Here is a 17,570-nt window from a genome sequence, read left to right as displayed (position 1 = left end):
GAATGAGCACCGAAGTCCGCGTCCCCACCCTGGGCGAGAGCGTCACCGAAGCGACCGTCGCCACCTGGTTCAAGAAGCCGGGCGACGCCGTGGCGGTGGACGAGATGCTGTGCGAGCTCGAAACCGACAAGGTGACCGTCGAGGTTCCCTCGCCGGTCGCCGGCACCCTGTCCGAGATCGTCGCCAACGAGGGCGACACCGTCGGCGTCGACGCGCTGCTGGCCCAGGTGAGCGAGGGCGACGCGCCCGCCAAATCCGCGCCCGAAGCCCCGGCCGAGGACGGCCCCAAGGAGCAGCAGGCCGCGAGCAACGTCTCCGGCGAGCCCGCCGGCGAGCCGGCCGAGAAGGGCGATGCCAAGGGCGACACCGAGGATGCGCCCTCGGCCAAGAAGCTGATGGCCGAGAACGACCTCAAGCCCGGCGACGTGAAGGGCTCCGGCAAGGATGGCCGGGTCATGAAGGAAGACGTGCTCAAGGCGCTCAACGCCCCGAAGGCGGCCGAGACCTCCAAGCCCGCCGCGCGCGGCCCGGTCTCGTCGGACGACGCCGACCGCGAGGAGCGGGTCAAGATGACCCGCCTGCGCCAGACCATCGCCCGTCGCCTCAAGGAGGCGCAGAACACCGCCGCGATGCTGACCACCTACAACGAGGTGGACATGACCGCGGTCATGGAACTACGCAACGAGTATAAGGGCCTGTTCGAGAAGAAGCACGGCGTGAAGCTCGGCTTCATGTCCTTCTTCACCAAGGCCTGCGTGCACGCCCTCAAGGAAGTGCCGGACGTCAACGCCGAGATCGACGGCGATCACGTGGTCTACAAGAACTACGTCCACATGGGCATCGCGGTGGGCACCCCCACCGGCCTCGTGGTGCCGGTGGTGCGCAACGCCGACCAGATGGGCTTTGCCGAGATCGAGAAGACCATCTCCGAGCTGGGTGTGAAGGCGCGCGACGGCAAGCTGTCGATGGCCGACATGCAGGGCGGCTCCTTCACCATCTCGAACGGTGGCGTCTACGGCTCGCTGATGTCCTCGCCGATCCTCAACCCCCCGCAGTCGGGCATCCTCGGCATGCACAAGATCCAGGACCGCCCGATGGCGATCAACGGCAAGGTGGAGATCCGGCCGATGATGTACCTCGCGCTGAGCTACGATCACCGCATCGTCGACGGCAAGGGCGCCGTGACCTTCCTCGTGCGCGTCAAGGAAGCGCTCGAGGATCCGCGCCGGCTGCTGATGGATCTGTGAACATGTGAGGGGGCCGGGCGTTGAGCCTGGCCCCGCTTTGCAACAAAGGTCCGCGCCATGCAGATGCTCTGCCAGATCGACACCCCCGACTACGCCTCCTGGAAGACCGCCTTCGACGGTGATTACGAGGAGCGGATGCAGGCCGGTCTCAGCCAGCTTCAGATCTGGCGCGACGCCGATCACGGCTCTACCGTGCTGGTGCTGTTCAAGGTCAACGACCGCAAGCGCGCCGAGGCCTGGATCGCCAAGGAGCAGGGCTTTGGCGGCGCCATGACCTGCACCTTTCTCGAGACTGCCTGAAATGAGCCCCTCCCCCTCCGACCACCGGCCGCGCGTGATCGTGCTACACTCGCCGCGTGCATACCGGTTGCGGGAGGGGTCTCATGTCACACGAACTGGATATTCTGGCGCTCTACGGGCTCTTGGTGATCATATTGATCGTCATCCAAGTGCTCTTCGCCATTTCGCAGGTCGGCCTGCCGATGCTGGCGCGGCCGCGCGACGACATGCCCCGGCTGACCGGCACCGCCGGCCGGATGGAACGCTGCGTGGCCAATTCGGTCACGGCGATGGCGCTCTTCGCCCCTGCAGTACTGATCCTCGCGGCGCGCGAGGGCTTCGGCGGCGGCACGCTTCTGGCGGCGCAGGTCTTCCTGATCGCGCGGTTGGCCTATGCCCTGCTCTACCCCGCCGGCATCCCCTGGGCGCGCACTGCGGTCTGGGGCCTGGGCTTCATCGCGACGCTCTATCTCTACATCGCAGCGCTCTAGATCCCCGAGGGCCGCGATGACGGCCCCCGAATTGCAGGTCCTGGCTCTGGCGGGGCTCTTGCAGGCGCTGCAATACGCCTGGCTGTCGGTGCGCGCCAATCGCGAGCTGGGTTTCGCGAAGACCCTCTCTCCGCGCGATCCGCAGCGGCTCGGCGGGACGCTGGAATCGCTGGCCAGCCCCCGCACCGGGCGGCTCTACCGGGCGCTGAACAACCATTTCGAGGGGCTGATCCTCTTCACCCTCGCCGTCGTCGTGCTGATCCTCGGCGACAAGACCACCGGTCTTTCGGCGGTGTTCGCCTGGACCTATCTCGCGGCGCGCATCCTCTACGTGCCGGCCTATTATTTCGGGCTCCGGCCCTGGCGATCGCTGATCTGGCTGGTGGGCTTTCTCGCCACCATCGCCATGATCGGCCTCGCCCTCGTCTGACACCCCACAGGAGTTTTCCATGGCATCCTACGATCTCATCGTTATCGGCGCCGGCCCCGGCGGCTATGTCTGCGCCATCAAGGCGGCCCAGCTCGGCCTCAAGACCGCGGTGGTCGAAGGGCGCGAGACGCTGGGCGGCACCTGCCTCAACGTGGGCTGCATCCCCTCCAAGGCGCTGCTGCACGCCACCCACGCGCTGCACGAGGCCGAGCACAACTTCGCCAAGATGGGCTTGAAGGCCGAAACGCCGACGGTCGATTGGGACCAGATGCTCGCCTACAAGCGCGACAGCGTCGGCCAGAACACCGGCGGCATCGAGTTCCTGTTCAAGAAGAACAAGATCGACTGGCTCAAGGGCTGGGGCTCGATCCCCGAGAAGGGCAAGGTCAAGGTCGGCGACGAGGTCCACGAGGCCAAGCACATCGTGATCGCGTCCGGCTCCGTCCCCTCCTCGATCCCCAATGTGGAGATCGACAACGAAATCGTCGTCGATTCCACCGGCGCGCTGGAGCTGGGCCGCATTCCCGAGAAGATGGTGGTGATCGGTGCCGGCGTCATCGGGCTCGAGCTGGGCTCGGTCTATCGCCGCCTCGGCACCGAGGTCACCGTGGTCGAGTATCTCGACGCGATCACCCCCGGCATGGACGCCGAGATCGCCCGCAACTTCCAGAAGATCCTGACCAAGCAGGGCCTGAAATTCGTGCTCGGCTCGGCGGTGCAGGGCGTTACGGTCAAGGGCGACAAGGCCACCGTCACCTGGAAGAGCCGCAAGGATGACAGCGAGCAGAGCCTCGAGGCAGATTGCGTGCTCGTGGCGACTGGTCGGAAGCCCTATGTCGAGGGGCTGGGTCTGAAGGAGCTCGGCGTCGAGATGACCGATCGCGGCCAGATCAAGATCGACGATCACTTCAAGACCAGCGTCGACGGCGTCTACGCGATCGGTGACGCGGTGCCGGGCCTGATGCTCGCGCACAAGGCCGAGGACGAGGGCGTGGCGATCGCCGAGATCCTCGCCGGTCAGAAGGGCCACGTGAACTACGAGGTTATCCCGGGCGTGGTCTACACCCATCCCGAGGTGGCGACCGTCGGCAAGACCGAGGAGCAGCTCAAGGAAGAGGGCCGCGCCTACAAGGTCGGCAAGTTCCCGTTCATGGGCAACGCGCGGGCCAAGGCCAACTTCTCGGCCGAGGGCTTCGTGAAGATCCTCGCCGACAAGGAGACCGACCGCATCCTCGGCGCGCACATCATCGGCCCGATGGCCGGCGACCTGATCCACGAGGTCTGCGTGGCGATGGAGTTCGGCGCGGCGGCCGAGGATCTCGCCCGCACCTGCCATGCCCACCCGACCTATTCGGAGGGCGTGCGCGAGGCGGCTCTGGCGCTGGGCGACGGCGCGATCCACGCCTGACCCGGCCCCTGCCCCAAAAAGCGACATGGCCGCGCCCGAGGGCGCGGCCATGTGCGTTTCTAGCGGTGGTTCGCCAGCCTTAGCCGTGGAACCAGTCGTCGAAGCCGGCAAAGGCGAACGCGAAGGTGTCCTGCCCGGCATCGTCATCCGACACCGCCACTTCGGTCTTCGTGTCGCGGCTCTTGCGGCCCCAGTCGAAGGTGTCGAACATGTTGTCCCAGTCGTTGGCGCGCTCGCCCCAGCTGGTCTTGAAGTTGAAACCGTCGACAGAGTCGCCGGACTTCTCGACGGTCTCGACACGGTCGTTGTGACGCGTCTTGATCGACACGTTCCACTTGAAGTTGTCGTCGAAGAAGCGCGACCAGTTGCGGCCTTCCTCGACGGCGGTGGTCTCGACGACTTCGGGCGTCTCGATCACCGGCGCCTTGGCGACCGGGGTCTCCTGGTCGGGGGTCTCTTCGACGGTCGGCTTGGCCACGGGCGCTTCCACGACCGGGGTGTCCTCGACGGCCGGCTTGGTGACGGGCGCGGTCTCTTCCGGGGTCTCCTGGACGGGAGCCTTCTGGACGGGAGCCTCCTCGACCGGAGCCTTCTGGACGGGGGTGTCCTCGACCGGCTGCTGGACCGGGGTCTCTTCGACCTGGGCCGGGGCGGCCGGCGTGGTCGCGCCGCGGTCGAGATCGACGGTGCCATCGGTGCTGGCGAAGTTCTGGGTGACCATGACGCTGTCATAGCCGCGGAACTTGCCGACCTCGATGCCGATGCCGATCACTTCATGGTTGGGGTTGAGGATGTTGGCCCGGTGGCCCGGGCTGTTCATCAGCGAGTTGTGCAGGTCGACGACATCGTCGGACAGACCCGGGGCACCGCGCTGGCTCTGCCAGGCGATGTTCTCAGCCGAGGTCCAACGGCCGGAAAAATCGAAATCGGCGTCGGCCATCCGGTCACGGGAGGACGAGCCACCGACACCGGTATGGGAGAAGGTGCCGGTTTGCAGCATCCAGCTGCTGTGATCCTCGCTCGACTGGTTCAGGTTCAGTTCGAGCTTCAGGGGATTCAGACCGCGCGCGGCGCGTTCCTCGTTGATGAGGTCGAGCATCTGGCGCTCGAGGTCGTTCGCGATGGACATGTGATCCGATCATCCTAGTTAGGTTAACGTGACGCCGATCTAATCGCTCCATTCGGGGAGTCGAATGGCCGCCGCCGGTTCGCGCCGGATCAGGCGCCTTGGTGCCGCGCCTTGTCCAAAGGTCTGGCCGGGTTCCGCCGATGCTGCGGTCGCGAAAGGCTGACCGCATTTCGAACAAGCACGCACGCAAAAAGCCGCCGACGCGAGGCATCGCGGGCGGGCTGGTTTCGATCGAAACGGCCACGGTTCACCGCGGCGATTCTATCGTTCGATTCTCATGTGAGAGTGATGGTGGAGCCTAGGGGGATCGAACCCCTGACCTCTTGCATGCCATGCAAGCGCTCTCCCAGCTGAGCTAAGGCCCCATCATGTCCGGCGTTTCCACCGTGTCGGTCAGCGTCGCTGCCCGTGTGCCGCTCTCTAAGGGTGGGGCCGGGCGGGTGCAAGCGGAAAACACGCGCCCGGGCCGAAAAACTTTTACTCGTCGTCCTCGGCGGGCACGTCGGCCAGTTCGTCGAGCGAGACGTCGTCGCTGTCGTCGTCGTCGTCGAGCACGTCATCGCCGAGATCGACGTCGTCGCTCTCGTCCTCGTCGTCGTCGTCGAGCAGCAGCTCCTCGTCATCCTCCGAGGACTTCTTCATCTTCTTGGTCTGCCCATCCTCGGCATCCGCCACCATGGTGCGGTTCTTGCCGGTATCGAGCGTCACGACCTGACCCGTATAGGGGCTGACGATCGGGTTGGCGTTCAGGTCGTAAAAGCGCTTGCCCGTGGTCGGGCAGATGCGCTTGGTTCCCCATTCTTCCTTCGGCATGGGCTGTCCTTCCAGTTCCGTGCGGCGATGATCGGCGGACGCGCTGGCCCGGGCGCGAAAAGCGCCTCGGCCTTGCGGCGGATCGCGCTCCCCTGCCATAAGCACGGCAGGCTGTCAAAGCCTTTGGGCAGGGAGAGGCACGGGCGATATGGGCGAACATGTGCTGCCGGGCGACCCGCCCCTGACGGTGGCGCTCAGGCGGTCGGACCGGGCGCGGCGGATCACGCTGCGCGTGTCGCACCGCGACGGGCGCGTCACGCTCACCCTGCCCCGGCGCACGCCCGAGCGCGAGGGGCTGGCCTTTCTGCGCGCGCGCGAGGATTGGGTGCGCGGGCATCTTGACCGGGTGGCGCCGCCGCGCCCCGTCCAGCTCGGCGGCACGATCCCCTATCTCGGCCGCGAGATCGCGCTGCGCCCCGGCCCGGTGCGGGCGCCACGGCTCGAAGACGGCGCGCTGCTGCTGCCCGGCGACCCGGATCGCGCACCGGCCCGCGCCATGGCCTTTCTCAAGGCTCGCGCGCGTGACGTGCTGGCCGAGGCGGTGGATCGCCACGCCGCCGCATTGGGCCGGCGGGTGGGCAGGCTCTCCCTGCGCGACACCCGCTCGCGCTGGGGCTCGTGCAGTTCCACGGGGGACATCATGCTGTCCTGGCGCCTGGTGATGGCACCCCCCGCGATCGGCGACTACGTCGCCGCGCACGAGGTCGCGCATCTGGCCGAGATGAACCACTCCGCCGCCTTCTGGGCGGTCTGCGAGCGGCTCTATCCCGATCACCGCGCCGCGCGGGATTGGCTGCGCCGGAACGGCGACGCGCTGCAGCGAATCGACTTCGCGCCGATGACGGAGGCCGCCTCGTGATCCCGCCCGCCACTGCCACGCCGCGCATTCCCGATCCGACCGGCGCGGCGCATGACCGGGTCTACCGGGCGCTGCGCACCCGGATCATGCATGGCGAGCTGGGGCCGGGCGAATCGCTGACGCTGCGCGGCATCGGCAAGCTGTTCGGCGTCTCCATGACCCCCGCGCGCGAAGCCGTGCGGCGGCTGGTGGCCGAAGGGGCGCTGACGCTGTCCTCATCGGGCCGGGTGGCGACACCGGCCCTCACCAACGAGCGGATCGAGGAACTCGCCAGCCTGCGGGCCATGCTCGAGCCGGAGCTGGCCTCCCGCGCCCTGCCCCGCGCGCATTTCGCGCTGATCGACCGGCTCGAGGCGATCAATGCCGGGGTCAGCCAGATGGTCGCGCGGCACGACGCCACCGGATACATCCGCATGAATCTCGAGTTTCACCGCACGCTCTACCTGCGCGCCCAGTCGCCCGCGATCCTCGCCATGACGGAAACGGTGTGGCTGCAGCTCGGCCCCACCATGCGGGCGCTTTACGGGCGGCTGCGGCGGACCGAGCCGCCCTATCATCACAAGCTGATCCTCGCCGCGTTGCGGGCCGGGGACGAGCCGGGGCTGCGGCTGGCAGTGCGGACCGACGTCACCCAGGGGCTGCGGCTGCTCAAGGGGTGATTGACATACCAAACTATTATAGTCAGGAATAGGTCAGCCACGACGCACAGCCGCGCGTCGCAAGCCGGAGATGCTGGACCACCGAGGTGCGCCATGCCCCGCGACTTTCCCGATGACTTCCACGACGGCACGCCGCGCCCGCCGCAGGGCGGTGCGCCGGTCGGCCGGATCGACGACCTGTCCCCGATCGAGGCACGCGCCGTCCGCCTGCTGCGGCTGTGGTGCGATGCCGGCCGCGCCTCGGTCGCGGCGCGACTGACGCCCGATCTCGACCCCGGCCCGGCCGAGGCGGCAGCGCAGGCGCTCGACGCGCTGGCCCGGCTGTGCGGGACGCATGGGCGCCGTCCGCTGATGCGCCACGCCGCCGAATGCGCCTGCCTCGGCGCCGACGAGGCGTGGTTCGCGCGGCTGGTGGGTCACGGCGCCGAGGCCGCGCATGAGGAGGCGCTGATGCTGGCGCTGGCCTTCCTGCGGGTCGACGCCGCCTTCGATGCGGCGCATCTGGCCGAGGCGCTCGGCCTCGGCCTGCGCCGCGCCGGGATCAGCCGACGGCTGCACTGAGCGCAGGTGCGCGCTCGATCCGACGGCCGGTTTCGATGTCGAACAGGCACAGCCCGTCGCGCGCCAAGGCCAGATCGACATGTTCGGTCGCGCCCTCGGGGATGCGGCCCGGCAGCCGCGCGGTGATCGTCTCGCCGCCAAGCTCGAAGCTCACATAGGCTTCGGCACCGGTGTTCTCGATCAGCTTGGGCGCCACCACGAGATCGGCCGCGCCGGCCGCGCGGGACAGATGCTCGGGCCGGATGCCGAGCGTCACCCGCGCAGGCAGCGCAGCGGCGTCCCAGCCGGGCCCCATGGAAAGCGGCGTGCCGTCGATGTCGAGCCCCTCCGGCGTCACCCGGGCCGGGACGAGGTTCATCGGCGGCGAGCCCATGAAGTCGGCGACGAAAGTGTTGGCGGGGGTGTCGTAGATCTCCTGCGGCGTGCCGATCTGCTGCACCACCCCGCCCTTCAGCACGACGATCCGGGTGGCCAGCGTCATCGCCTCGATCTGGTCGTGGGTGACATACACGATCGAGGCATGGGTCGTCTTGTGGATCCGCTTGATCTCGGCACGCATCTCGACCCGCAGCTTGGCGTCGAGGTTCGACAGCGGCTCGTCGAACAGGAACAGCTTGGGATCGCGCACCAGCGCCCGGCCCATCGCGACGCGCTGGCGCTGACCGCCAGAGAGCTGCGACGGCTTGCGGTCGAGCAGGTGGTCGATCTGCAGAAGCTTCGCGACCTGCTCGATCTTGCGCTGCGCCTCGGCCTTGGGGACCTTGCGTACCTTCATGCCGAAGCCGATGTTCTCGGCCACGTTCATGGTCGGGTAGAGCGCGTAGGACTGGAACACCATCGCGATGTCGCGGTCCTTGGGCGGCTCGTTGGTGACGTCACGGCCGCCGATCTCCAGCACCCCGCCCGAGATCTCCTCGAGCCCGGCGATGCAGTTCAGCAGCGTGGACTTGCCGCAGCCCGACGGGCCGACGAGGACGAGGAACTCGCCCGGCTTCATGTCGATGTCGATCGCGTGCAGCACCTCGACGGCGCCGTAGCTCTTCTTGAGCCGCTCGGCACGCAGGACGCTGGTCACGGGGTCTGCCATGGTCTCTCCTCTCCCTTCGGGACGGGCCCGGTCGAGGCGCGGACGATCAGCCCGGCCCGGATCACGGTTTGCAGTCGCGCCGGATCGGCGCCGTTGAGGTGGTCGATCAGCATCCGGGCGAGCGGCGCGCAGGCATCGCGCATCGGCGCATGGGTGACGGTGAGCGGCGGCGTGAAATGCGCCGGACCGATCCCGGGCAGCGCGTCGTCATGCGCGATCACCGACAGGTCGCCCGGCACCGACAGGCGCAGATCGCGCGCGGCGCGCAGCACCCCCTGCGCCATCGCGGTGGTGGCGCACAGGATCGCCGTCGGGCGCGGTCCGGCCCGCCCCGCCAGCCAGGCCAGCGCCATGGTGTAGCCGGTGCTTTCGGTCGGCGCGCCGCCCTGGACGAAACCATCCGGGACGGCCAGCCCTGCCGCCGCCATGGCGGCCCGAAATCCGGCCTCGCGATCCCCGGCGAAGGCGAAGCGCGCCTCGCCATTGACCAGAGCGATCCGGGCATGGCCCAGATCGGTCAGGAGCGCGACCGCGTCGGCGCTGACCGCGCGGTTGTCGATGCCGAAGAAGGCGTAGTCCGGCGCGTCATGGGCCTGGCCATGCATCACGAAGGGCACGCCGCGCGAGCGCAGGAAGCTGGGGCGTGGATCATCCGGCACCGGCGCGTTGAGCACGAAGCCGTCGAGCAGGTCGCGCTCGAGCATCCGCGCATAGGGCGCGGTCGGGTCGCTGCCCTGATCGACCGAGAGCACGAGATCGAGGTCGCATGCGGCCAGCTCGGCGGTGAGGGTCGTCAGCACGTCGAAGAAGGTCTGGTCGGCCGACATGTCGGCGCGCAGCTTGACGATCATGCCGACAACGCCGGAACGGCCGGTTGCCAAGCGCTGCGCCGAGCGGTTGGGCCGGTAACCCAGCCGCGCCGCCGCCTCCTGCACCCGGGCACGGGTCTTGGCGCCCACCTCGGGAAACCCGTTGAGCGCCCGGCTGACCGTCGCGACCGAAAGGCCGAGCTCGGCAGAGATATCCTTGAGAGTCGCCATGCCGCGACCCCTCCCCCGGTCGTTCAAAGCGTTTGCAGCGACAATCTAGGCGCATCCATTCGTCGATTGCAACGAAAAGAGAAATGCTCCGGATTCATTTTCAAAACGGTTTGAGATGGAGGTTCGTTTTGCTATCGTGCCGCGAATCGCGCCGTGGGGAGGACCCGGCGGCGGGACGATCTGGGAGGATGACATGACCAAGACCAAGACCCTCGGCGCCGTGGCGCTGCTGATGCTGTCGGCCGCGCCGGCGCTCGCCTTCGAGGATGGCAAGCTGCTGATCTGGACCGGCGACAACCGCGCCCCCGACGCGCTGCGCGAGATCGGCAAGACCTTCGAGGAAGAGTTCGGCGTGCCGGTCGAGGTGGCCGTGGTCGAGCCGCTGCCCGAGAAGTTCCAGCAGGCCGCCGCCACCGGCGACGGCCCGGACATCGTGATGCACGCGCATGACCGCCTTGGCGAATGGGCCACGGGCGGCATCATCGCCCCGGTCAGCCCCGGCGCGGATTTCGCCGACGGCATCCTGCCCGCTGCCATGGAGGCGGTGACCTTCGACGGCTCCACCTGGGGCTATCCGGTCGCGGTTGAGGCGGTGCACCTGATCTACAACAAGGAATTCGTCGACACCCCGCCGGCCGATTTCTCCGAGATCGCGGCCATGGAGCTGCCCGAGGGCGTGGCGCCGATCCTGTGGGACTACAACAACACCTATTTCACCTTCCCGCTGCTCGCCGCCAATGGCGGCTTCGCCTTCCAGAAGGTCGACGGCTCCTATGACGGCTCGACCTCGGGTGTGAACACCGAGGGCGCGGTCGAGGGCGCCGAGGTGCTGGCCTCGCTCATCAAGGACGGCGTGATGCCCAAAGGCGTCGATTATGGTGTGATGGAAGGGGCGATGAACAATGGCGAGGTCGCCATGGTCATCAACGGGCCCTGGGCCTGGGCCAACCTCGCGAGCTCGGGCATCGATTTCGGCGTGGCGCCGCTGCCCAAAGTCGATGGCGAACTGGCTCCGCCCTTCCTCGGCGTGCAGGCGCTGGCGCTCAACGCCGCCTCGCCCAACCTCGATCTCGCGCAGGAATTCATCGAGAGCTACCTGCTCACCGATGAGGGTCTCGCCACCTGGAACGGCACCGGGGCGCTGGGCGCGCTGGCCGACCAGTCGGCCGCCGAAGCGCAGGACGACGAGAAGGTGAGCGCCATGCTCGACGTCGCCAAGGATGGCGTGCCGATGCCCTCGAACCCCGAGATGGGCGCGTTCTGGGCCGCGATGCAGCCGGCGCTGACCAACATCACCAATGGCGCGCAGGAGCCGCAGGCCGCGCTCGACGACGCCGCCGCGCGCATCAAGGGCGAGTGAGCGACGCGCCGGGGCGGTCCGCCGCCCCGGCCCCGCGACCGAAACGGCCCCGCCCCCGCCGCCGCCGGGGGAGCCTCGGGACGGGCGACGCGGCACCGGGGAGACCACCGACATGACCATCGCCGATGCGGGGCCCGCTCCGCTTGAGAGCCCAGGCGCGCGCAGGCCTTGGGCGCGCCTCGCCGTGGTGGCCGTGATCGGCCTCGCCATGCTCTATGGCGCCTTCTTCCTCTACCAGATCGCCCAGCCGCTTTTTGGGGCGATCCTGCTGGCGGTCGCCACCGGCTTTGTGGTGATCTTCGGCGCCAACCGCTTCTACGGCGCGCGTTTCATCTTCCCGGGCGTGGCGGCGGTGCTGGTCTTCATCGCCTTTCCGGTCGCCTACACGATCTGGCTGGGCTTCACGAACTACTCCTCGTTCAATCTGCTCTCCTACGAGCGCACGATCGAGGTCCTGACCTCACGCGGCACCGTCGATCCGGCGACCGAACAGCCCTTCGCGGTGGCACCCGACGGCGACGGCTACCGCATCTGGCTGCCCGAAAGCGAATTACTGTCGGAGCCGGTGACACTGGCCGCCGAAGAGGAAGCGGTCACGCTGGCGCCGGGCACAGCGCCGCTCGAATTGCTGAGCCCGCGCGACGCGATCAAGCTGCGCGCAGGGTTGCAGAGCCTGACGCTGACCACCCCCGACGAGATCGACCTGCGCAATGCGGGGCTGCGGACATTCGCCAGCGTCACGCCCGACTATGTCCGCACCGGCGAGAGCGAACTGACCCGCAGCGCGGACGGGCTCAAGCTCACCGCCAACCACGAGACCGGCTTCTTCGAGACCCCAGAAGGCGAGGCGGTGCCGCCGGGCTGGCGCGTCGCAGTGGGCTTCGACAATTTCGAGCGCATCCTCGAATCCAAGGGCGTGCGCGGCCCGATGCTGTCGATCTTCGCCTGGACCTTCGCCTTCGCGGCGCTGTCGGTGCTGGGCGTCTTTACCGTCGGGCTGACACTGGCGGTGATCCTCCAATGGGAGCATCTGCGTTTCAAGACGCTCTACCGGATCCTGCTGATCCTGCCCTACGCGGTGCCGGGCTTCATCTCGATCCTGGTTTTCCGCGGGCTGTTCAACCAGAACTTCGGCGAGATCAACATGATCCTGGAGGCGCTGTTCGGCCTTCGGCCCGACTGGTTCACCGACGGCAATCTCGCCCGGGTGATGATCCTCTTCGTCAATATCTGGCTGGGCTATCCCTACATGATGCTGCTGGCGATGGGCTTCCTGCAGGCGGTGCCGCAAGACCACAAGAAGGCCGCCGCTCTCGAGGGTGCCTCCAGCCTGCGGGTGTTCTTCACCATCACCCTGCCGCAAATCATCCCGCCCTTCCTGCCGCTGCTGATCGCGGCCTTCGCCTTCAACTTCAACAACCTCGTGCTGATCCTGCTGCTGACCCGTGGTGGGCCCGACATCCCCGGCACGGTGATCCCAGCGGGCGAGACCGACATCCTCGCCTCTTTCACCTACCGCCTCGCCTTTCAGGATTCGGGCCAGCAATTCGGCCTCGCGGGCGCGATCACGCTGCTGATCTTCCTCGTAGTGGCCGCCATCTCCTATGCCAACTTCGTGGCCATGCGCCGCGCCGCTCAGAAGAGGTCCGGCCGATGATCGTCGAACGCCCGCGCGACCTGAGGATCAAGAAGATCGCGGCTCATGGCTTCATGCTGGGCTTTCTGGTGCTGATCCTGTTCCCGTTCTTCATGATCGTCTCGATCAGCTTTCGGGAAGGCAACTTCGCCACCGGGGCGCTCTGGCCCGAAAACCCGACACTGGAGCACTGGTACCTCGCCTTCGGCCTCGACTACACCCGCGCCGACGGCACGGTGGTCTCGCCGCCCTACCCGGTGCTCCTGTGGATGTGGAACTCGATCAAGATCGGGCTGATCGCCAGCGCCGGCGTGCTCGCGCTCTCGACCATCTCGGCCTACGCCTTCTCGCGCATCCGCATCCGCGGCAAGCAAGGCATGCTCGACGGGCTGTTCCTGATCCAGATGTTCCCGACCACGCTGGCGCTGGTGGCGATCTTCGCGATCTTCGACGCGCTGGGAGAGGTATCCCCGACTCTTGGCATCAACAGCCATGCCGCGCTGATCCTCGTCTATCTGAGCCAGATCACCCTGCATATCTGGACCATCAAGGGCTATTTCGACAGCGTCGATACCGCGCTCGACAAGGCCGCCGAGATCGACGGCGCGACGCCCTGGCAGACCTTCCGCTACATCTTCCTGCCGCTGGCGGTGCCGATCATGGCGGTGGTCTTCGTGCTGAGCTTCATCGGGGTGATCAACGACTACCCGATCGCCAGCGTGCTGATCCGGTCCGAAGACAAGATGACCCTCGCGGTGGGCTCGCGGCTCTATCTCAACGAGTTCAAGTATCTCTGGGGCGACTTCGCCGCCGCCGCGATCCTGTCGGGCCTGCCGATCACGGTCGTCTTCCTGATCGCCCAGCGCTACCTCGTCTCCGGCCTGTCGGATGGCGCCGTAAAGGGCTGATCCGCCCCTCCGGCAAGGTATCAGCGCCGCGGAGTCCCTCCGCGGCGCTATTCTTTTGAATAGGTTTTTCAACGTGTTGCGTTGCAACAGTTTTCTTTTACGTAGGGTCGAATTCCAAACAACGTCGGGTTTCAGAATCGCCGGGGTCACCCGCCCCATTCCCGCCACAATCGGCCATGACACGGGCCTTGTGCCGATGATTAATCAATCTCTCGGATTTAATCATCCGGCGCGGGACATGGATCGGAGGAAAGCGGCATGTATCATCAGGCAAACGCGTTTTCGGGCTCCGCAGCCACGCTCGTCACCCGCCATCGGGCCAGCCGCGCCCGCAATGTCGAACTCATCCACAGCCGGTTCTCGCGGGTCCGGCGGCACCGCTTCTCGAACGGAATAGAGGCGATGGTGACCGTGACCTTTCGCTACCATCCCGCCCTGCCACCCCGCCGCGAAACGCTTCTCGTCAGCCTGCCGCGCCGCGCCCGCAGCCGGCCTGGCGCGATGCGCAGGCAACTGACCGGCATGGCCCTCGATCTGGCCGTGCTGATGCACCGCACGGACCGGGGCGCCGTCCTGCGCGCCGTCTGACCCCTTATCCCTTACCGGGCCGCCTCGCCCGGACAACTTACAGCGCTCCTTCGGGAGCGCTTTTTTCATGTCTGCCACCTCTTTCGCGGCGCGATTTCCCGTTCTAGCCTCCGCGCATGGCAACCGAGAATTCCTCCTGCGACGTGGCGATCATCGGCGGGGCGATGATCGGCAGCGCCGTGGCTTGGTGGCTGGCGCGCGACCCGGATTTCGACGGCCGCATCCTGGTGATCGAACGCGATCCGAGCTTCGAATACGCCGCGACCAGCCATACCAATTCCTGCATCCGGATGCAGTTCGGCACCGCCGTCAACGTCGAGATCAGCCGCTTCGGCCTCGACTTCATCCGCCGGTTCCGCGACTTCGCCGGTGCCGAGGCGCCGGTGCTGCACACGGATTTCTTCGGCTATCTCTACCTCGCCGGCGATGCGGAAACGGCCGAACGGCTGCGCGCGGCCCAAACCTTGCAAACAGGCCTCGGCGCGGGCACGCGGCTGCTTTCGCCCGCGCAGCTGCATGCGGCCTTCCCGTTCATGCAGCTCGACGACGTCATCCTCGGCAGCCACAACCCCGGCGAAGAGGGATATTTCGACGGCGGCACGATGTTCGACACCTTCCGCCGCCAAGGCCGGGCCATGGGCGTCGAGACCGTGCGAGCCGAGGTCGTGGGGCTCGACCGCGACGGGGACCGGGTCACCGGGCTGCGCCTGTCGGATGGCAGCCGGGTCGCCTGCGGCCAGGTGGTCGCCGCGGCGGGGCCGCGCACGGCGCGCATCGCGGCGATGGCCGGGATCGACCTGCCCATCGAGCCGCGCAAGCGCTACACCTTCGTGTTCGAGGCCGAGGACGCCCTGCCCCGCAAGCTGCCGCTGACGATCGATCCCTCGGGCGTGCACATGCGTTCGGACGGGGCGCTCTACATGGCGGGCTGCCCGCCCGAGGCCGACGCGCCCTGTGCCCCCGAGGATTTCGGCATGGACCACGCGATCTGGGAGGACCGGGTCTGGCCGGCGCTGGCCGCGCGGGTTCCGGCCTTCGAGCGGATCCGGTTGCGCAATGCCTGGGTCGGGCATTACGACTTCAACCGGCTCGACCAGAACGCCCTGCTCGGGCCCCACCCGGCCGTCGCCAACCTGCATTTCGCCGCCGGATTCTCCGGCCATGGGCTGCAACAGGCGCCGGCGGTCGGGCGCGGCATCGCCGAGCGCATCATCCACGGCGCGTGGCGCAGCATCGACCTGTCGCCGCTCTCGACCGCCCGCCTGGCCGAGGGCCGGGCGCTGACCGAGGCGGCCGTCATCTGAAGGGAGACCACATGAAGAAGATCGTCCTGACCGGCGCGCGCGGCGCCTTGGGATCCTTGCTGCGCGCACCGCTCGCGGCGCTGGCTGAGGAGCTCGTATCCACCGACATCCGCGAAGCGCCCGCCGATCTGCTGCCGAACGAACGCTTCGTGCAAGCCGATCTTACCGATCTCGCGGCGTTCGAGGCGCTGATGCAGGGCGCCGAGATGGTCGTGCATTTCGGCGCCATCCCCGACGAGGCCCCTTTCGAGGAGCTGCTCGGCCCGAACTTCATCGGCGCCTATACGGTCTGGGAGGCAGCGCACCGGGCCGGTGCCCGGCGGGTGGTCTACGCCTCATCGGTGCACGCCGCCGGCATGTCCGAGACCATGGCCGGTCTCGACACCGACGCGCCGCACGACCCCGACACCTTCTATGGCCTGTCGAAATGCTTCGCCGAGGATATGGGGCGGATGATGTGGAAGAAGCGCGGCCTCGAGGCGGTGTGCCTGCGTATTATGTCCTGCACGCCCGAGCCGCAGAACGCCCGCGCGCTGCACACCTGGCTGAGCCATGGCGATCTGGTACGGCTGGTCGAGGCGGCCGTCACCACGCCCGTCACCGGATTTACCGTGGCTTGGGGGGTTTCGGCCAACATCCGCGCGCCTGTGTCGAATCACAAGGTCGCCTTTCTCGGCTACCGCCCGCGCGACAACGCCGAGGACTGGGCCGATAGGCTGCTGCCGACGCCCAAAACGCCCGACCCTTCCGACCCGGCGCAGCGCTCGCTGGGCGGCCCCTTCGCGGTTGTGCCGCTGGGCGAAAGCGGCGTCGCGGCGATCAAGCGGATGAGCGCGGGCGACTGACGGCGCCCCGCCCCCGGCGGCAGCGCGGCCGTCGCTGGGGGGATTTGCGTATTTGTCGGAATGGTGAAGCGGCATGGCGCGCCCGGCCACCGGGATGCGCGCCGCGGTCCTTCACCATTCCCCAAATACGCATGGCGAACCGCCGCAGCCAGTGCGCGGCCCGAGCTCAGCCCCGTGCCGCGGCCCGGATCGCGGCGATGTTCTCGCCATAGATTTGCGCCTCGTCGACCGAACCGCCGCGGAACACCGCCGAGCCCGCGACCAGCGCGTCGGCGCCCGCCTTGGCGACGAGCGGCGCGGTCGCGACGTCGACGCCGCCATCGACCTCGAGATGGATCTCGCGGTCGCCGATCATCTCGCGCAGGGCGGCGATCTTGTCGATCGTGGCATGGATGAACTTCTGCCCGCCGAAGCCTGGGTTCACCGACATTACCAGCACTAGGTCGACATCGTCGAGCAGCGGCGCCACCGCCTCGGCCGGGGTGCCGGGGTTGAGCGCGACGCCCGCCTTCATCCCCGCGCCGCGGATGGCCTGCAGCGTGCGGTGGATATGCGGCCCGGCCTCGACATGCGCGGTCAGAATGTCGGCGCCCGCATCGGCGAAGGCGTCGATATAGGGATCGACCGGCGCGATCATCAGATGCACGTCCATCACCGTCTTCACATGCGGACGAATGGCCTTCACCAACTGCGGACCGAAGGTCAGGTTGGGGACGAAATGCCCGTCCATCACGTCGACATGGACCCAATCAGCGCCCTGCGCCTCGATCGCGCGCACCTCGGCGCCGAAGGCTGCGAAATCGGCGGAAAGGATCGACGGCGCGATCTTGATCTGGCGGTCGAAAACGGTCATCGGCGGGGCTCCTCCTGCTGTCGCGCACGCCCTAGCGCGAAAAGCGGCACAGGTCACGCACCGGCTCTCGCAT

19 protein-coding genes and 1 tRNA gene are annotated in these 17,570 nt (G+C 67.8%); 14 read left to right on the top strand and 6 right to left on the bottom strand.

Translation table 11 applies throughout. The features are described from left to right. Positions 1-2: 2 nt before the first annotated feature. From odhB to lpdA, 5 genes are all read left to right on the top strand, one after another. Positions 3-1,247: a 2-oxoglutarate dehydrogenase complex dihydrolipoyllysine-residue succinyltransferase gene (gene odhB, locus FHS00_RS11580; protein ID WP_183473509.1), complete on the top strand. Its 1,245-nt coding sequence runs from the start codon at positions 3-5 to the stop codon at positions 1,245-1,247. Between the two features lie 57 nt (positions 1,248-1,304). After that, positions 1,305-1,547, top strand: a complete 243-nt coding sequence (locus FHS00_RS11575) for a hypothetical protein (protein ID WP_183473506.1) — start codon at positions 1,305-1,307, stop codon at positions 1,545-1,547. Between the two features lie 83 nt (positions 1,548-1,630). Then, a complete protein-coding gene (locus FHS00_RS11570; RefSeq protein ID WP_183473503.1) occupies positions 1,631-2,017 on the top strand; it encodes an MAPEG family protein in 387 nt (128 codons plus the stop codon). A 16-nt stretch (positions 2,018-2,033) separates the two neighbouring features. Beyond that, the gene (locus FHS00_RS11565; RefSeq protein WP_183473501.1) at positions 2,034-2,447 is read left to right on the top strand and encodes an MAPEG family protein; all 414 of its coding nucleotides are present in this window, start codon (positions 2,034-2,036) and stop codon (positions 2,445-2,447) included. Positions 2,448-2,466: 19 nt separating this feature from the next. Beyond that, the gene (gene lpdA, locus FHS00_RS11560) at positions 2,467-3,855 is read left to right on the top strand and encodes a dihydrolipoyl dehydrogenase (RefSeq protein WP_183473498.1); all 1,389 of its coding nucleotides are present in this window, start codon (positions 2,467-2,469) and stop codon (positions 3,853-3,855) included. A 79-nt stretch (positions 3,856-3,934) separates the two neighbouring features. On the opposite strand, the gene FHS00_RS11555 is transcribed toward lpdA, so the two are convergent. The 3 genes from FHS00_RS11555 to FHS00_RS11545 all read right to left on the bottom strand — a co-directional run bounded on the left by FHS00_RS11555 (position 3,935) and on the right by FHS00_RS11545 (position 5,797). Further along, positions 3,935-4,984, bottom strand: a complete 1,050-nt coding sequence (locus FHS00_RS11555; protein ID WP_183473496.1) for a CAP domain-containing protein — start codon at positions 4,982-4,984, stop codon at positions 3,935-3,937. A 289-nt stretch (positions 4,985-5,273) separates the two neighbouring features. Beyond that, a tRNA-Ala gene (locus FHS00_RS11550) sits at positions 5,274-5,349 on the bottom strand. Between the two features lie 112 nt (positions 5,350-5,461). Beyond that, positions 5,462-5,797, bottom strand: a complete 336-nt coding sequence (locus FHS00_RS11545; protein ID WP_183473493.1) for a TIGR02300 family protein — start codon at positions 5,795-5,797, stop codon at positions 5,462-5,464. Positions 5,798-5,945: 148 nt separating this feature from the next. On the opposite strand from FHS00_RS11545, the gene FHS00_RS11540 reads away from it, so the two are divergent. From FHS00_RS11540 to FHS00_RS11530, 3 genes are all read left to right on the top strand, one after another. Next, a complete protein-coding gene (locus FHS00_RS11540; protein WP_183473490.1) occupies positions 5,946-6,656 on the top strand; it encodes a M48 family metallopeptidase in 711 nt (236 codons plus the stop codon). Continuing rightward, entirely contained in the window at positions 6,653-7,315 is a 663-nt protein-coding gene (locus FHS00_RS11535) for a GntR family transcriptional regulator (RefSeq protein ID WP_183473487.1), read from the top strand. Before FHS00_RS11540 ends, FHS00_RS11535 begins: the two co-directional genes overlap by 4 nt. Before the next feature lie 93 nt (positions 7,316-7,408). Then, the gene (locus tag FHS00_RS11530) at positions 7,409-7,876 is read left to right on the top strand and encodes a hypothetical protein (protein ID WP_183473484.1); all 468 of its coding nucleotides are present in this window, start codon (positions 7,409-7,411) and stop codon (positions 7,874-7,876) included. Here the strand turns inward: FHS00_RS11530 and FHS00_RS11525 are convergent. Together FHS00_RS11525 and FHS00_RS11520 are read right to left on the bottom strand one after the other, a co-directional pair. Further along, positions 7,857-8,963 (bottom strand): ABC transporter ATP-binding protein, encoded by a 1,107-nt coding sequence (locus FHS00_RS11525; RefSeq protein ID WP_183473481.1) that lies wholly within the window; start codon positions 8,961-8,963, stop codon positions 7,857-7,859. The genes FHS00_RS11530 and FHS00_RS11525 overlap by 20 nt on opposite strands. Next, positions 8,948-10,003, bottom strand: coding sequence for a LacI family DNA-binding transcriptional regulator (locus FHS00_RS11520; RefSeq protein ID WP_183473478.1), 1,056 nt, complete (start codon positions 10,001-10,003; stop codon positions 8,948-8,950). Before FHS00_RS11520 ends, FHS00_RS11525 begins: the two co-directional genes overlap by 16 nt. A 193-nt stretch (positions 10,004-10,196) precedes the next feature. Here FHS00_RS11520 and malE point away from each other — a divergent pair, with 193 nt between their 5' ends. The 6 genes from malE to FHS00_RS11490 all read left to right on the top strand — a co-directional run bounded on the left by malE (position 10,197) and on the right by FHS00_RS11490 (position 16,644). Further along, on the top strand, positions 10,197-11,363 hold the full coding sequence (gene malE, locus FHS00_RS11515) for a maltose/maltodextrin ABC transporter substrate-binding protein MalE (protein ID WP_183473475.1): 1,167 nt from the start codon (positions 10,197-10,199) through the stop codon (positions 11,361-11,363). A gap of 112 nt (positions 11,364-11,475) precedes the next feature. Continuing rightward, a complete protein-coding gene (gene malF / locus FHS00_RS11510) occupies positions 11,476-13,020 on the top strand; it encodes a maltose ABC transporter permease MalF (protein WP_183473472.1) in 1,545 nt (514 codons plus the stop codon). After that, a complete protein-coding gene (gene malG / locus FHS00_RS11505; protein WP_183473469.1) occupies positions 13,017-13,907 on the top strand; it encodes a maltose ABC transporter permease MalG in 891 nt (296 codons plus the stop codon). Before malF ends, malG begins: the two co-directional genes overlap by 4 nt. A 258-nt stretch (positions 13,908-14,165) precedes the next feature. Beyond that, on the top strand, positions 14,166-14,495 hold the full coding sequence (locus tag FHS00_RS11500) for a hypothetical protein (protein WP_183473466.1): 330 nt from the start codon (positions 14,166-14,168) through the stop codon (positions 14,493-14,495). 116 nt (positions 14,496-14,611) lie between these two features. After that, positions 14,612-15,799, top strand: coding sequence for an NAD(P)/FAD-dependent oxidoreductase (locus tag FHS00_RS11495; RefSeq protein WP_183473463.1), 1,188 nt, complete (start codon positions 14,612-14,614; stop codon positions 15,797-15,799). An 11-nt stretch (positions 15,800-15,810) separates the two neighbouring features. Beyond that, positions 15,811-16,644, top strand: a complete 834-nt coding sequence (locus FHS00_RS11490) for an NAD-dependent epimerase/dehydratase family protein (RefSeq protein WP_183473460.1) — start codon at positions 15,811-15,813, stop codon at positions 16,642-16,644. Between the two features lie 166 nt (positions 16,645-16,810). Here the strand turns inward: FHS00_RS11490 and rpe are convergent, their stop codons facing one another. Beyond that, positions 16,811-17,497: a ribulose-phosphate 3-epimerase gene (gene rpe, locus FHS00_RS11485; protein WP_183473457.1), complete on the bottom strand. Its 687-nt coding sequence runs from the start codon at positions 17,495-17,497 to the stop codon at positions 16,811-16,813. Positions 17,498-17,570 lie beyond the last annotated feature (73 nt).

It is taken from the genome of Limimaricola variabilis, from assembly GCF_014195545.1.
GTDB classification, from domain to species: Bacteria; Pseudomonadota; Alphaproteobacteria; order Rhodobacterales; family Rhodobacteraceae; genus Limimaricola; species Limimaricola variabilis.
Note: the sequence above shows the minus strand (reverse complement) of the source record. Positions and strands in the feature narration are given on the sequence as shown.

What these genes read in the sequence shown, in the direction of transcription:
- odhB (WP_183473509.1), top strand. Translation starts at nt 3, where the DNA reads ATGAGCACCGAAGTCCGCGTCCCCACCCTGGGCGAGAGCGTCACCGAA.
- FHS00_RS11575 (WP_183473506.1), top strand. Translation starts at nt 1,305, where the DNA reads ATGCAGATGCTCTGCCAGATCGACACCCCCGACTACGCCTCCTGGAAG.
- FHS00_RS11570 (WP_183473503.1), top strand. Translation starts at nt 1,631, where the DNA reads ATGTCACACGAACTGGATATTCTGGCGCTCTACGGGCTCTTGGTGATC.
- FHS00_RS11565 (WP_183473501.1), top strand. Translation starts at nt 2,034, where the DNA reads ATGACGGCCCCCGAATTGCAGGTCCTGGCTCTGGCGGGGCTCTTGCAG.
- lpdA (WP_183473498.1), top strand. Translation starts at nt 2,467, where the DNA reads ATGGCATCCTACGATCTCATCGTTATCGGCGCCGGCCCCGGCGGCTAT.
- FHS00_RS11555 (WP_183473496.1), bottom strand. Translation starts at nt 4,984, where the DNA reads ATGTCCATCGCGAACGACCTCGAGCGCCAGATGCTCGACCTCATCAAC.
- FHS00_RS11545 (WP_183473493.1), bottom strand. Translation starts at nt 5,797, where the DNA reads ATGCCGAAGGAAGAATGGGGAACCAAGCGCATCTGCCCGACCACGGGC.
- FHS00_RS11540 (WP_183473490.1), top strand. Translation starts at nt 5,946, where the DNA reads ATGGGCGAACATGTGCTGCCGGGCGACCCGCCCCTGACGGTGGCGCTC.
- FHS00_RS11530 (WP_183473484.1), top strand. Translation starts at nt 7,409, where the DNA reads ATGCCCCGCGACTTTCCCGATGACTTCCACGACGGCACGCCGCGCCCG.
- FHS00_RS11525 (WP_183473481.1), bottom strand. Translation starts at nt 8,963, where the DNA reads ATGGCAGACCCCGTGACCAGCGTCCTGCGTGCCGAGCGGCTCAAGAAG.
- FHS00_RS11520 (WP_183473478.1), bottom strand. Translation starts at nt 10,003, where the DNA reads ATGGCGACTCTCAAGGATATCTCTGCCGAGCTCGGCCTTTCGGTCGCG.
- malE (WP_183473475.1), top strand. Translation starts at nt 10,197, where the DNA reads ATGACCAAGACCAAGACCCTCGGCGCCGTGGCGCTGCTGATGCTGTCG.
- malF (WP_183473472.1), top strand. Translation starts at nt 11,476, where the DNA reads ATGACCATCGCCGATGCGGGGCCCGCTCCGCTTGAGAGCCCAGGCGCG.
- malG (WP_183473469.1), top strand. Translation starts at nt 13,017, where the DNA reads ATGATCGTCGAACGCCCGCGCGACCTGAGGATCAAGAAGATCGCGGCT.
- FHS00_RS11500 (WP_183473466.1), top strand. Translation starts at nt 14,166, where the DNA reads ATGTATCATCAGGCAAACGCGTTTTCGGGCTCCGCAGCCACGCTCGTC.
- FHS00_RS11495 (WP_183473463.1), top strand. Translation starts at nt 14,612, where the DNA reads ATGGCAACCGAGAATTCCTCCTGCGACGTGGCGATCATCGGCGGGGCG.
- FHS00_RS11490 (WP_183473460.1), top strand. Translation starts at nt 15,811, where the DNA reads ATGAAGAAGATCGTCCTGACCGGCGCGCGCGGCGCCTTGGGATCCTTG.
- rpe (WP_183473457.1), bottom strand. Translation starts at nt 17,497, where the DNA reads ATGACCGTTTTCGACCGCCAGATCAAGATCGCGCCGTCGATCCTTTCC.